A 12,930-nucleotide genomic window follows, 5' to 3' on the forward strand; every position below is an offset into this window, starting at 1 on the left:
CTTATTTTATTATGAATTTTTTATGACACAGCCTAAATCGCCATGCTTTTACTTTGTATCTTTATTTTGCATCCAGGGCCCGCTGCTCAAGTATAGCGACAGCCGGTAAGGTTTTGCCTTCTAAAAACTCTAAAAATGCACCACCACCGGTTGAAATATAGGACACATCGGCAGCAATGCCGAACTTATCGATAGCGGCCAGGGTATCACCACCACCGGCTATCGAAAATGCATCGCTACTGGCAATTGCCTCGGCCAATGCTTTGGTGCCGGCTGCAAACTGCTCAAATTCAAATACCCCTACCGGGCCATTCCAGACAATGGTACCGGCTTTCTTCAGAATATCGGTTAACTGTGCTATCGAAGCCGGACCAATATCAAAAATCATTTCAGTGCTGGTAACATCCGCTACCACTTTCAAATTAGCTGGGGTTTGCTCACTGAATTCCTGGCCCACTACAACATCCGTCGGCACCGGTATCATGGCACCGCGCGCTCTGGCCTGTTCAATAAGCCGCTTGGCTTCCGGGATGAGATCCGGCTCGTACAGCGATTTACCCACATTATTGCCTTCAGCAGCAATAAAGGTATTGGCAATGCCACCACCGACTATCAGTTGATCAACAATACCTGATAATGATTCCAATACCGTTAGCTTAGTCGACACTTTTGAGCCACCGACAATGGCAACCAATGGCCGTTTCGGGTTCTTTAATGCAGCGCCCAGTGCGTCCAGCTCGGCAACCAGTAATGGCCCGGCACAAGCCACAGGGGCAAATTTGGCAACACCATGGGTAGAAGCCTGCGCCCGGTGTGCCGTGCCGAAGGCATCCATCACAAATACATCACACAAGGCGGCAAGTTGCCTGGCCAGCTGATCATCATTTTTCGATTCACCGCTATTAAAACGGACGTTTTCAAACACCACTAGTTCGCCAGTGCTGAGCTCGACACCTTGCAGGTAGTTGCTGGCCAGCCTTACCGGCACTGAAAGGACCTCTGCCAGATAATCTACCACCGGCTGCAGTGACGCTTCCTTTGCAAACACGCCCTCTTCTGGCCGGCCAAGATGTGACATCACCATTACTTTCGCACCTTTATCCAGCGCCAGTTGTATGGTGGGTATCGCTGCTTTTAACCGCGCATCCGAGGTAACCTTACCGTCTTTAACCGGCACATTTAAGTCTTCCCGAATCAATACCCGCTTCCCTGCTAACTCCAGGTCACTCATCCGAATAACGCTCATTATTTGCTCCTTGTCATTAATGTTGTTGCAGCATGGCCCGTGCTGTATCGAGCATCCTGTTAGCAAAACCCCATTCGTTATCGCACCACACCAGGCACTTAACTAAGCGTTTATGGCTTACCCGGGTCTGGGAGCCATCGACAATGCAAGAGTGCGGGTTATGATTAAAATCAACTGACACCAGTGGCTCTTCAGTATAATCGAGAATACCAGCCAGACTGCTTATTCCCGCTTGTTGCAGCGCTTTATTTACGTTGTCGATACTGACATCCTGATGCAAGGTAACACTTAAATCCATAGCCGTAACGTTAACAGTGGGTACCCTTACTGCTATTGCCTCAAACCGGCCGGCAAACTTAGGCAAAATGCGTTCTATGCCTTTTGCCAGTTTAGTATCAACCGGAATAATTGACTGGCTGGCCGCCCGGGTCCGGCGTAAATCAGGATGGTAGGCATCTATTACCTGTTGATCATGCATCGACGCATGAATAGTAGTAATAGTGCCACTTTCCACCCCAAAATGCTGATCCAGTACCTGAATAACCGGCACTATGCAGTTGGTGGTGCAAGAGCCAGCCGAGACGACTGTCATGTCGTTGCTAAGTAAGTGCTGGTTAATACCATAAATAATAGTGGCATCAATATCGGCATCTGCCGGATGCGAGAACAGCACCTTTTTTGCGCCGGCAGTTAAGTGCCAGTTCGCATGCTCTCGACTGTGAAATACCCCGGTGCACTCCAGCGCAATATCAATATCCAGTTCACTCCAGGGCAATTCCAGTGGATCAGCTTCGCTATACAATGCAATCTCGTCACCCGCGACCCGGATCCCCCCATCAAAAGACTCCACCTTAGAGGCAAAGCGGCCATGCGAGGTATCATACTTTAATAAGTGAGCCACCCCTTTGGCATCGGCCAGCTCGTTAATAGCAACAACCTGCAGCTGCTGTTGCCAACCATTTTCATAAATCGCCCGCAAAATATTGCGGCCAATCCGGCCAAAGCCATTAATTGCCAGTTTAATTACCATATCACCACATAAAAGCAGGACCGCTTAGCGGCCCCGAATTGGATTATTACTAACGATTAACCGTTAAATTGTTTGGTTGCAGCAGCCACAATGGCATCAACGGTAATCCCAAAATGCTGAAACAACTGCTCGGCTGGCGCCGACTCGCCAAAACTGGTCATGCCAATAACATCGCCAGCCAAACCAACATACTTGTACCAGCTGTCAACAATGCCAGCTTCTACTGCAATCCGTTTGGTTACCGCTGCTGGTAATACCGCTTCACGATACGCGGCATCCTGGGCATCAAATACATCAGTCGATGGCATCGATACCACCCGCACCTGTTTGCCCTGCTCAGTCATGGTTTTTGCCGCTTGCACTGCAAGTTCAACCTCTGAACCGGTAGCAATAATAATCAGTTCAGGTGTTTGAGTGCTGTCCAACAGCACATAACCACCACGTTTAATATTGCTGACAGTGGCAGCATCGCGCTGCTGCTGCACCAGGTTTTGCCGGCTGAAAATTAACGTTGTCGGGCCTACAGTGCGTTCAATTGCCGCCTGCCACGCCACGGCTGATTCTACCTGATCGCACGGACGCCAGTTCATTAAATTAGGGGTGGCACGTAAGCTAACCAACTGCTCTACCGGCTGGTGCGTCGGGCCATCTTCGCCCAAACCAATTGAGTCGTGAGTATAAACGAAGATCACCCGCTGCTTCATTAATGCCGCCATGCGCACAGCATTGCGGGCATATTCCATAAACATTAAAAAGGTTGCACCATAAGGCACAAAACCACCGTGCAGCGCGATACCATTCATCATTGCCGACATACCAAACTCGCGTACACCATAATAAATATAGTTGCCGCTGGCATCTTTGGCGGTAAGCGGTTTTGAATCAGCCCAGATAGTCAGGTTAGAGCCAGCTAAATCAGCAGAGCCCCCCATCAATTCCGGCAGCAGCGGGCCAAAGGCATTCAGCGCATTTTGCGATGCTTTACGGCTGGCAATAGTGGCAGGGTTAGCCTGCAGCTTCGCAATATAAGCCTGCGATTGCTCCGCCCAGTTTGCCGGTAGTTCACCGGCGGTGCGGCGGCTGAACTCAGCTGCCAGTTGTGGGTGCGCCTCTTTATAAGCAGCAAATAAGCTGTTCCACTGCGCCTCAAAGGCGGCGCCCTTTTTATTAGCGTCCCACTCAGCGTAGATATCCGCCGGTATTTCGAACGGCGCATGCGGCCATTGTAAATAATCACGCGTGGCTGCTATTTCAGCATCGCCCAACGGTGCACCATGACAATCATGACTACCACCTTTATTTGGTGAGCCATAACCAATCACGGTTTTACAGCAAATAAGAGTCGGTTTGTCAGTCTGGGCTTGCGCCTCGGCTATCGCTGTTTTAACAGCTTCGCTGTTATGGCCGTCAACATTAGCAATAACGTGCCAGCCATAAGCGGCAAAACGGGCCGGGGTATCATCGGTAAACCAGCCTTCAACATGGCCATCAATTGAAATACCATTGTCATCCCAGAACGCAATCAGCTTATTCAACCCTAAGGTACCGGCAATAGAACAGGCTTCGTGCGAAATACCTTCCATTAAACAGCCGTCACCTAAAAACACATAAGTGTGGTGATCAACCACGGCAAAATCGGGCTGGTTAAACTGGGCTGCCAGCGCCTTTTCTGCCAGCGCCATACCTACTGCGTTAGTAATTCCCTGCCCCAGCGGGCCGGTGGTAGTTTCTACGCCCGGCGCATAGCCATATTCAGGATGGCCGGGAGTTTTGGAATGCAATTGACGGAACTGCTTTAAATCGTCAATGGTTAAGTCATAACCGCTAAGGTGCAACAGTGAATACAACAACATAGAACCATGGCCGTTTGATAACACAAAGCGGTCACGGTCTGTCCAGGCCGGGTTAGCAGGATTATGCTTCAAGTAATCGCGCCAGAGCACTTCAGCAATATCTGCCATGCCCATCGGGGCACCAGGGTGACCTGACTTTGCTTTTTGAACGGCATCCATACTTAGCGCACGAATTGCATTGGCGAGTTGTTTACGAGATGGCATTGTAGCTCCTGCTAGTGTCTTTAATGGGGACGGCATAAAACTGGGCCTTATTTTCACTTACTGCCGCCCAGATGGCAAATGATAATCTTTGGCTGCGAATATTTTACTGTCTGCAGTGATCGACCTGTTAACTTCACCGTAAACTTTGGCATTAAAGACGTCTGGGCGTCAAATATTACTAGCCAAGGCCGGTCTGTTTCACTAAAATAAGCGGCTATTTTTCTGGCGGCGATGTACAGGCTGATTTGCAGCTACAGGTGCAATGGTAGTTTTAGCCCCCAGCGTGATGAATTAACCAACTTTGGTGGAATACAACAGATGGCACAACATATTTTTACTTCTGAGTCGGTATCTGAAGGACATCCGGACAAAATCGCCGATCAAATCTCCGATGCAGTGTTAGATGCAATTCTGGAACAAGACCCGAAAGCCCGTGTTGCCTGCGAAACATTTGTTAAAACCGGTATGGTACTGGTAGGCGGCGAGATCACAACTTCGGCCTGGGTAGATATTGAAGAGCTGACCCGTAAAACCGTGCGTGAAATTGGTTACACCCATTCTGACATGGGCTTCGATGCCGATTCCTGTGCGGTATTAAATGCGATTGGTAAACAATCACCTGATATTAACCAGGGTGTTGATAAAATTGATCCACGCGAGCAAGGTGCAGGTGATCAGGGTTTGATGTTTGGCTATGCCAGTAATGAAACTGACGTTTTAATGCCGGCCCCTATTACTTATTCGCACCGTCTGGTACAGCGTCAGGCTCAGGTGCGTAAAGACGGTACTCTGCCCTGGTTGCGGCCCGATGCTAAATCGCAGTTAAGCTTTATTTATGAAGACGGCAAGCCCGTGGGGATTGATGCCGTGGTGTTATCTACCCAGCACTGCGACACCATCAGCACAGAGAATCTGCGTGAAGCAGTAATGGAAACCATTATTAAGCCGGTGTTACCTGCTGAGTGGTTAACCAGCAAAACCAAATACTTCATTAACCCAACCGGCCGCTTTGTCATTGGTGGCCCAATGGGCGATTGTGGTTTAACCGGCCGCAAAATTATCGTAGATACCTACGGCGGTATGGCCCGCCATGGTGGTGGTGCTTTCTCGGGTAAAGACCCATCGAAAGTTGACCGTTCAGCCGCTTATGCTGCCCGCTATGTTGCGAAAAACATCGTTGCTGCCGGCCTGGCCGACCGCTGCGAGTTGCAGGTATCCTATGCAATCGGTATCGCTGAACCGACTTCTATCAGCCTGGAAACCTTTGGTACCAGTAAGCTGTCTGAAGACCAGTTAATTAAGTTGGTGCGTGAACACTTTGATCTGCGGCCATATGGCCTGATTGAAATGCTGGACCTGGAACGGCCGATTTATGGTGCTACCGCTGCCTATGGTCACTTTGGCCGCAATGAGTTTCCATGGGAACAAACTGACAAGGCGGAGTTACTGCGCCAATACGCTAAGTAATTACTTATCGAAACCATACCCCATGAATAAGGAGAGCTTCGGCTCTCCTTTTCTATTTTTATTGGCATATAAGCTTATTTTCCGCTTACCTGCACCAGTGTTTTGTGTATGATAAAGGCGTTTTACCTTCCAGGGGTAAGCTGCAAGCAATAGCAGCTAACAAAATAAAAATATAAGAGAGACGAAAGCACAAAGGAAAAACTATGTCTGAACAAATTACCGCCGTTGAAAAAAACGGCTGGATAAATCGTGCGCTCAACACCATAGAAGTGGTGGGTAATAAATTACCCGATCCTGCAGTATTATTTGCCTTATTGATGGTGATTGTCTGGGTATTATCTTGGCTTTTATCGGGTGTCAGCTTTGACGAACTTAACCCAAGAACTGGCGAAGCTATTCAGATAGTAAACTTACTGTCAGGTGATGCTTTAACGACCTTTTCGTCTAACATCGTCAATACCTTTGTTACGTTCCCGCCTTTGGGTGTGGTACTGGTTGCAATGTTAGGTTTAGGGGTGGCTGAATATACAGGTTTTATTAACGCCGGCTTACGCTCAATATTATCTGTTACGCCTAGAATGTTGTTGACGCCGGTGTTGATCGCCGTTGGTATATTAAGCCATGTCGCCGTTGATGCAGGCTATGTACTGGTTGTGCCGCTTGGCGCCGTCATTTTTTATGCAGCTGGCCGTCATCCGCTGGCTGGTATTGCTGCCGCTTTTGCCGGCGTATCCGGTGGTTTTTCGGCGACGTTCTTTGTGCCATCCAGTTTAGACCCGTTACTGGCAGGTTTAACTCAGGCCTCTGCGCAAATTCTGGACCCGACAGTCACTGTCAACCCACTTAACAACTACTTCTTTACCACGGCATCAACCTTCTTAATTGTGGCGATTGGCTGGTTTCTTACCGATAAAGTAATAGAGCCCCGTTTAAAAGGCACTAAAGTAGATGGCGATACCTCACAAATGGTGACGATGGAAGCATTGAAACCTAATGAGTTACGCGGTTTAAAAGCGGCAGCAATTTCAATGCTGGCAGTAATAGGTTTGTTAGCATTAAGCATTGTCTTACCGGAAAACACTCCCTGGGCTGCTAAACCGGAAGATGTCTTACCCGGGGTAAACCCGCTGCTGACCGCCGCCGCCCCACTGATGAAGTCGATTGTTACCATTATTTTTGTGTTTTTCCTGGTGCCGGGCATTGTCTACGGTTATGTATCAGGCTCTGTCAAAAGCCACCGCGATATCGTTGCCGGTATGAGCCATGCCATGAGCGGCATGGGCTACTACATTGTTATGGCGTTTTTCTGTGCTTTATTTTTATATGCTTTCAGCCAGTCTAATCTGGGTGTGCTGATGGCGTTAAAAGGCGCCAATGCTCTGAAAGAAATGGGCTTACCCTTAGGTATGACATTAGTAGGCATAGTGCTTTTATCAGGCTTTGTGAATTTGGTTGTTGGTTCAGCATCAGCCAAGTGGGCCTTAATTGGTGCCATTATGGTACCCATGCTGATGGAGCTGGGTATCTCGCCGGATCTGACCCAGGCCGCTTACCGGGTGGGCGATTCGTCTACTAACATCATTACCCCATTACTGCCCTATTTCCCATTGATCGTGGTGTTCTGTCAAAAGTATGTTAAAAATAGCGGCATTGGTACCCTGGTCGCATTGATGCTGCCGTTCTCGGTGATGATGCTGGTATTGTGGACCGCTTTCCTGCTTGGTTTCTGGGCGTTAAATATCCCACTTGGTATTGACTCAAGTTATCAGTACCTGCCAGTCCGCTAACACGCCCTGGCTATTTTTCAAAGCCGCTGCCATTGCAGCGGTTTTTTATTTTGGAAAAAGGCTTTCCCTGCTAACATTAACGTCTTTTAGAGCGGAGCAGTTGCTATGCGGATCCCACGAATTTATACGCCCCAGGCCTTAGCCGCAAATCATAGCTTACAATTGGATAATGACGCTGCCAACCATGTTGGCCGGGTGCTGCGAATGCAAGCCGGCCAGGCGCTGCAGCTGTTTAATGGCGATGGTAATAACTACCCTGCCACTATTACTGAGGTCAGTAAAAAGCAGCTAACGGTTAACATCAGTGACGCCCAGGCCAACCCGGTTGAGTCTCCGCTTAGTATTCATCTGGGCCAGGCCATCTCGCGTGGTGACCGGATGGATTTTGCTATTCAAAAAGCCGTTGAACTGGGGGTAACTGAAATTACTCCATTATTTACCGAGCGCTGCGGAGTAAAACTGGATGGCGAGCGTCTGAGCAAACGTAATGAACAATGGCAGAAAATTGCCATCAGTGCTTGTGAGCAGAGTGGCCGCAGCGTTATCCCAGTGGTGCACCCGGCAATTAATTTAGACCAGTGGCTGGCCCAGAGCACAAATTCCTTGCAGCTGACCTTGGATCCACGAGCCAGCGCCACCATTAAAACCTTAACAGCCAGCCAGCATATCCGTTTGGTTATCGGCCCCGAAGGTGGTTTTACTGACATTGAGGTTGCCGCTACCAGTCTGGCTGGTTTTACCGGCATTCAGTTAGGGCCAAGGGTACTTCGTACAGAAACAGCAGCGCTGAGCGCAATCAGTGCCTTACAATTGCAATTTGGCGATCTCGCCTGAGGTAATTATGACCGCAATTAAACTGGGGGTAGTTATGGACCCCATCAGCCAGATTAATATTAAAAAAGATTCCAGCTTTGCCATGCTGCTTGAAGCCCAGCATCGTGGTTACGAAATCCACTATATGGAAATGGCTGACTTGTACCTGCTGGCAGGTGAAGCCCGGGCTACCACTAAAACCCTGACCCTGCGCGAGGATAAAAGCAGCTGGTATCAGTTTAATAGAGAACAGGACATTGCCCTGGCGGAGTTAAACGTTATTTTAATGCGCAAAGACCCGCCATTCGATACCGAATATATATACGCGACTTATATGTTGGAGCGGGCTGAGCAAGCGGGCTGTCTTATTGTAAATAAGCCACAAAGCCTGCGAGATGCCAACGAAAAGCTGTATACCGCCTGGTTTAGCCAGTTTACCCCGAAAACCCTGGTAAGCCGTGATGCAGCGCGCTTAAAAGCGTTTTATCGGGCCGAGCAGGACGTGATTTTAAAACCGCTGGACGGCATGGGCGGCGCTTCTATTTTCCGGTTAAAACCCGGTGATGCTAATGTCAGTGTGATTATTGAAACCTTAACAGAACACGGCAGCCGCTATGCTATGGCGCAACAGTATATTGCTAAAATAAGTGAAGGTGACAAACGCATTTTAGTAGTTGATGGCGAGCCGGTGCCTTACTGTCTGGCCCGGATCCCGGCCAGCGGCGAAACCCGCGGCAATCTGGCTGCTGGCGGTCGTGGTGAAGCAAGGCCGCTATCCGAGTCAGACTGGGCTATCGCCCGGGCGCTGGGGCCGGTGTTAAAAGAAAAAGGGCTGATTTTTGTTGGTTTAGATGTAATTGGTGATAAGCTTACTGAGATAAATGTAACCAGTCCCACCTGTATTCGTGAAATCGAGGCGGCCTTTCCGGTAAGCATTACCGGTATGTTATTCGATGCTATCGAGCAACGCCTGGCCGCTACCACAATGCTCTAACTGCAATAGTGAGGTAGGTATGCAAGATTTCCAGGATCACTTTTTAATTGCCATGCCAGCGCTGGACGACCCGATGTTTAAGCGCAGTGTCACCTATATTTGCGAACATACTGCCGAAGGCGCTATGGGAATTGTGATTAACCATCCGCTGAACGTTACCTTAGCCGATTTATTAAAACAGTTACGAATTGAGTTTGATGGTAAAAGCCCGGTCGCCAACAGCGCGGTGTGTGCCGGTGGCCCGGTGCAAAGCGATCGTGGCTTCGTGCTGCATAGCACTAAGGGTGGCTACAGTAGTAGCTTAGAGCTGAATAATGGCCTGATGGTCACCACCTCCAAAGATATCTTAATTGACTTAACCACCGCCGCTGCACCAGAGAAATTTCTGCTGGCGCTGGGTTATGCCGGCTGGACAGCAGGCCAGCTCGAGCAGGAAATTGCTGATAACAGCTGGTTAGTTATTCCTGCTGACAACAACATCATTTTTGATATCGGCCATGCGGAAAAATGGCAGTCTGCCACCGCTAAAATGGGTATTAAACCCTGGCAGCTAACCGCAGAGGCTGGCCACGCGTAATGAGCAGTAACAAAACCGTACTCTGCTTTGACTACGGCACTAAAAGTATTGGCGTGGCGGTAGGAAATGATCTTACCGGCAGCGCCACTTTATTAGCCGCGCTAAAAGCGCAGGACGGCACCCCCAACTGGGATCAGATAGCTAAACTTATTGCTGACTGGCAGCCACAATTGCTGCTGGTTGGCTTACCGTTAAACATGGACGGCACCGAGCAGGATTTTACCACCCGCACCCGTAAATTTGCCAACCGGCTGCATGGCCGTTACGGTTTACCTGTTGAGCTGCATGATGAACGTTTATCCACTGCCGATGCCCGCAGCCGCCTGTTTGCCGAAGGGGGCTACCGTAAGCTGACTAAAGATAAAATAGACAGTTTGTCGGCGCAGATTATATTTGAAGGTTGGTATGAGCAACAGCCATGAACCTGACATCGCCACAGGTTTTTATCAGCATTACAAGGGAGCCTATTATCAGGTTCTTCATCTGGCCCGCCATAGTGAAACCGACGAATGGCTGGTTATTTACCGGGCACTTTACGGCGATTTTGGCTTATGGGCCCGCCCGGCCAGCATGTTTACTGAAACAGTGGAAATTGCCGGTGAAGAACTGGCGCGTTTCCAATTTATTGGGTATCAGTCGCCCGTTTAACGCTTATTTACACCCTTAATGAACCAATTCTGCCGAAAATCACCGTAAACAACCGCTTATCATTTACTTCACTCCCATTCAGGCAAATCGTTTTACACTGCTTGCAGTTGATTATGACAAAACTCGTTACATTTAACTTTTTTGTTAACACCTGGGAGCATGATATGTTTGAATCGTCAGAGTGGTTACATTTATACCAACAAAGCAGCGTGGGATTTTTTCTTTGGTTTATCCCATTGTTTGTTGTTATTTATTTTATCCCAAGCCTGATTGCACTATTTTTTAACCGCAAACACCTTGGCAAAATTGTCCTGGCAAATATACCGGCTGGTTTTTCTGTGATTGCCTGGTGTGCCCTGATAGGTGTGGCGTTTAGTGGCAAGCTGCTGGACAAGAACTTATTTAATAAAAACAAAACCAGCCAACCAGTGGAGAACACTCATGAGTAACAATGTCAGCCAGGCGCTGCTGGATATTTATGTCGCGCCCAAACAACTGTTTAATGTGCTTCCGGAAAAAAAAGGCTGGAGCTGGTTTCCCCTGCTGCTGATCCTTGCGGTTAATATGTTTGGCGTCTGGTACTTTTACTCGGGTATGAGCCCTGAGTGGGTAGTTGAGCAACAAATTGCCCAGGTAGCTCACAGTATGTCCCCGGCAGAAATTGCAGAAAGCCGGGCAGTAATGGGCCAGATGGCGGACAAAACCGGCATTATTTCGGTAGCAGCCATTCTGGTGATAACACCGATAATGATGGCTATTATGGCGTTATATTTGATGCTGGTGGGCAACCCGGGCCAAAAAAGGCCTTATGGTGACTGGTTTGCGCTGGCGGTATGGAGCAATATGCCAGGTGTACTAAACATGCTGGGCCTGATTATTCTGGTGTTGATCAGCAGCGACCCTAACCTACCACTAACCACAGTCAACTACTTATCGCTAAACCAATTACTGTTTGGCCTGGAGCCTGGTGCTGCCTGGTATACCTGGGCTGAAAACTTTAACTTAATCTATCTGTGGATAGCGGGCTTATTTGCTGTCGGCCTGCATAGCTGGAGTGGTTATAGCGCAGCGAAAAGCGCCCTGCTGGGTTCTTTACCACTGCTGCTGATTTATGGGCTATGGGCCGTATTTATCTGAGCCGGCTAAACGGATTTAACCAATGAAAAAACTGCTGATATTACTGGTTATTGTTGCCGTGCTGGTTGGGCTAATCAGCCTGAGCCAATACCGTAAACAACAACAAACTACCAGCGTTACCACGGCGCTGGTTAGTGAAGGCGCGCTGGCCGACAGTATTCTGGCCTCTGGCAATCTGGAGTTTAATACCCAAATCCAGATCCGCTCTGAAGTAACAGGCCGGGTGTTGGAAGTGCTGGTTGAAGAAGGCGAAGTGGTGACAAAAGGCCAGATTTTAATGCGGCTTGATGACACCGCTTTTGCCGCTGACGTCAATCGCACCCGGGCCATGGTGCAAAGCCAGCAAATTGATATTGCCCGGGCCAAAGCACAACTGGCTGATTTACAACGTCAGTTCAGCCGGCAACAACAGTTATATAGCAGCGGGCTTGTTCAGCAGGAAACTATAGACAGCTTGCAAAGTCAGCTTGATATTGCCGGCATTAATGTCCGGTCAAGTGAAGCAGCGTTGCAGCAGGGCCTGGCCACCCTGGCAATGGCAGAAGATAATTTAAGTAAAACCGTATACCGGGCGCCCATTGCCGGCTTGCTTGCCACCGTTGATATTAAACCCGGCGAAACTGTCATAGCCGGCAGCACCAATATTATTGGAAGCCCGCTAATGACCCTGGCCGATCCCAGTGCCATTCTGGCCGAACTGCGGGTAGATGAAGCCGATATCGCTAATGTACATATTGGTCAGCAGGCTGAAATTTACGCTGCGGCCTATCCGCATCAGGCTATCAAAGGTGAGGTTATTCAGATTGCCACTTCTGCCCGATATCTGAACCAAAGTCAGAGCTTGTCATTCCGGGTTAAAGTGTTGTTGCAACCGGAAGACATAGCACTATTTCCCGGCATGAGTTGCCGGGCAGAAATTATCATGTCGCAAAAACAGCAGAGCATACAGGTACCTATTGCCGCCATCCAGCAAAGTGAAAAGCAATACTACGTCTGGAAAGTTGTGGACGAGCAGGCAGTGAAACAACCGGTGACCCTGGGCATGGCCACTGATATTGCGCAGGAAGTTGTCACCGGCCTGCAAGCAGGCGATGAAGTAATTGTCGGCCCGGCCCGCACCATGCTCGGTCTGGCTGAGGGTCGTCGTCTTAACACCGAACGCCAGGACAACTGA

The 12,930-nt window shown here is 49.1% G+C and carries 13 protein-coding genes; 10 read left to right on the forward strand and 3 right to left on the reverse strand.

The annotated features are described in order from the left end of the window. Positions 1–61 precede the first annotated feature (61 nt). The 3 genes from H141_RS0102520 to tkt are packed head-to-tail and all read right to left on the reverse strand — an operon-like array spanning position 62 to position 4,333. Positions 62–1,246, reverse strand: a complete 1,185-nt coding sequence (locus tag H141_RS0102520) for a phosphoglycerate kinase (protein ID WP_019674669.1) — start codon at positions 1,244–1,246, stop codon at positions 62–64. A gap of 16 nt (positions 1,247–1,262) precedes the next feature. Further along, positions 1,263–2,276 carry an erythrose-4-phosphate dehydrogenase gene (epd, locus tag H141_RS0102525; RefSeq protein ID WP_019674670.1) on the reverse strand — a complete coding sequence of 338 codons (1,014 nt, stop codon included), beginning with the start codon at positions 2,274–2,276 and terminating at the stop codon, positions 1,263–1,265. A 56-nt stretch (positions 2,277–2,332) separates the two neighbouring features. Beyond that, the gene (gene tkt, locus H141_RS0102530; protein WP_019674671.1) at positions 2,333–4,333 is read right to left on the reverse strand and encodes a transketolase; all 2,001 of its coding nucleotides are present in this window, start codon (positions 4,331–4,333) and stop codon (positions 2,333–2,335) included. A gap of 318 nt (positions 4,334–4,651) precedes the next feature. Here tkt and metK point away from each other — a divergent pair, with 318 nt between their 5' ends. The 10 genes from metK (at position 4,652) to H141_RS0102580 (ending at position 12,930) form a co-directional block, all read left to right on the forward strand. After that, positions 4,652–5,800 (forward strand): methionine adenosyltransferase, encoded by a 1,149-nt coding sequence (gene metK, locus H141_RS0102535; RefSeq protein ID WP_026349182.1) that lies wholly within the window; start codon positions 4,652–4,654, stop codon positions 5,798–5,800. A gap of 203 nt (positions 5,801–6,003) precedes the next feature. Further along, the gene (locus H141_RS0102540) at positions 6,004–7,587 is read left to right on the forward strand and encodes an AbgT family transporter (protein ID WP_019674673.1); all 1,584 of its coding nucleotides are present in this window, start codon (positions 6,004–6,006) and stop codon (positions 7,585–7,587) included. A 105-nt stretch (positions 7,588–7,692) separates the two neighbouring features. Next, positions 7,693–8,421 (forward strand): 16S rRNA (uracil(1498)-N(3))-methyltransferase, encoded by a 729-nt coding sequence (gene rsmE / locus H141_RS0102545; RefSeq protein WP_019674674.1) that lies wholly within the window; start codon positions 7,693–7,695, stop codon positions 8,419–8,421. A gap of 7 nt (positions 8,422–8,428) precedes the next feature. Continuing rightward, the gene (gene gshB, locus H141_RS0102550) at positions 8,429–9,394 is read left to right on the forward strand and encodes a glutathione synthase (protein ID WP_026349183.1); all 966 of its coding nucleotides are present in this window, start codon (positions 8,429–8,431) and stop codon (positions 9,392–9,394) included. 19 nt (positions 9,395–9,413) lie between these two features. Next, positions 9,414–9,971 (forward strand): YqgE/AlgH family protein, encoded by a 558-nt coding sequence (locus H141_RS0102555; RefSeq protein ID WP_019674676.1) that lies wholly within the window; start codon positions 9,414–9,416, stop codon positions 9,969–9,971. Continuing rightward, on the forward strand, positions 9,971–10,393 hold the full coding sequence (gene ruvX / locus H141_RS0102560) for a Holliday junction resolvase RuvX (RefSeq protein ID WP_019674677.1): 423 nt from the start codon (positions 9,971–9,973) through the stop codon (positions 10,391–10,393). The genes H141_RS0102555 and ruvX overlap by 1 nt, the downstream gene beginning before the upstream one ends. Next, the gene (locus H141_RS0102565) at positions 10,377–10,619 is read left to right on the forward strand and encodes a DUF1653 domain-containing protein (RefSeq protein ID WP_019674678.1); all 243 of its coding nucleotides are present in this window, start codon (positions 10,377–10,379) and stop codon (positions 10,617–10,619) included. The genes ruvX and H141_RS0102565 overlap by 17 nt, the downstream gene beginning before the upstream one ends. A gap of 113 nt (positions 10,620–10,732) precedes the next feature. Beyond that, positions 10,733–11,068: a superinfection immunity protein gene (locus H141_RS19755; protein ID WP_019674679.1), complete on the forward strand. Its 336-nt coding sequence runs from the start codon at positions 10,733–10,735 to the stop codon at positions 11,066–11,068. Then, on the forward strand, positions 11,061–11,756 hold the full coding sequence (locus H141_RS0102575; protein WP_019674680.1) for a YIP1 family protein: 696 nt from the start codon (positions 11,061–11,063) through the stop codon (positions 11,754–11,756). Before H141_RS19755 ends, H141_RS0102575 begins: the two co-directional genes overlap by 8 nt. A 22-nt stretch (positions 11,757–11,778) precedes the next feature. Then, positions 11,779–12,930 (forward strand): efflux RND transporter periplasmic adaptor subunit, encoded by a 1,152-nt coding sequence (locus tag H141_RS0102580; RefSeq protein WP_019674681.1) that lies wholly within the window; start codon positions 11,779–11,781, stop codon positions 12,928–12,930.

Source organism: Arsukibacterium perlucidum DSM 18276, from assembly GCF_000382165.1.
Lineage (GTDB): Bacteria > Pseudomonadota > Gammaproteobacteria > Enterobacterales > Alteromonadaceae > Alishewanella > Alishewanella perlucidum.

Coding starts and splice junctions, on each gene's coding strand:
- H141_RS0102520 (WP_019674669.1), bottom strand. CDS start 1,246: ATGAGCGTTATTCGGATGAGTGACCTGGAGTTAGCAGGGAAGCGGGTA.
- epd (WP_019674670.1), bottom strand. CDS start 2,276: ATGGTAATTAAACTGGCAATTAATGGCTTTGGCCGGATTGGCCGCAAT.
- tkt (WP_019674671.1), bottom strand. CDS start 4,333: ATGCCATCTCGTAAACAACTCGCCAATGCAATTCGTGCGCTAAGTATG.
- metK (WP_026349182.1), top strand. CDS start 4,652: ATGGCACAACATATTTTTACTTCTGAGTCGGTATCTGAAGGACATCCG.
- H141_RS0102540 (WP_019674673.1), top strand. CDS start 6,004: ATGTCTGAACAAATTACCGCCGTTGAAAAAAACGGCTGGATAAATCGT.
- rsmE (WP_019674674.1), top strand. CDS start 7,693: ATGCGGATCCCACGAATTTATACGCCCCAGGCCTTAGCCGCAAATCAT.
- gshB (WP_026349183.1), top strand. CDS start 8,429: ATGACCGCAATTAAACTGGGGGTAGTTATGGACCCCATCAGCCAGATT.
- H141_RS0102555 (WP_019674676.1), top strand. CDS start 9,414: ATGCAAGATTTCCAGGATCACTTTTTAATTGCCATGCCAGCGCTGGAC.
- ruvX (WP_019674677.1), top strand. CDS start 9,971: ATGAGCAGTAACAAAACCGTACTCTGCTTTGACTACGGCACTAAAAGT.
- H141_RS0102565 (WP_019674678.1), top strand. CDS start 10,377: ATGAGCAACAGCCATGAACCTGACATCGCCACAGGTTTTTATCAGCAT.
- H141_RS19755 (WP_019674679.1), top strand. CDS start 10,733: ATGACAAAACTCGTTACATTTAACTTTTTTGTTAACACCTGGGAGCAT.
- H141_RS0102575 (WP_019674680.1), top strand. CDS start 11,061: ATGAGTAACAATGTCAGCCAGGCGCTGCTGGATATTTATGTCGCGCCC.
- H141_RS0102580 (WP_019674681.1), top strand. CDS start 11,779: ATGAAAAAACTGCTGATATTACTGGTTATTGTTGCCGTGCTGGTTGGG.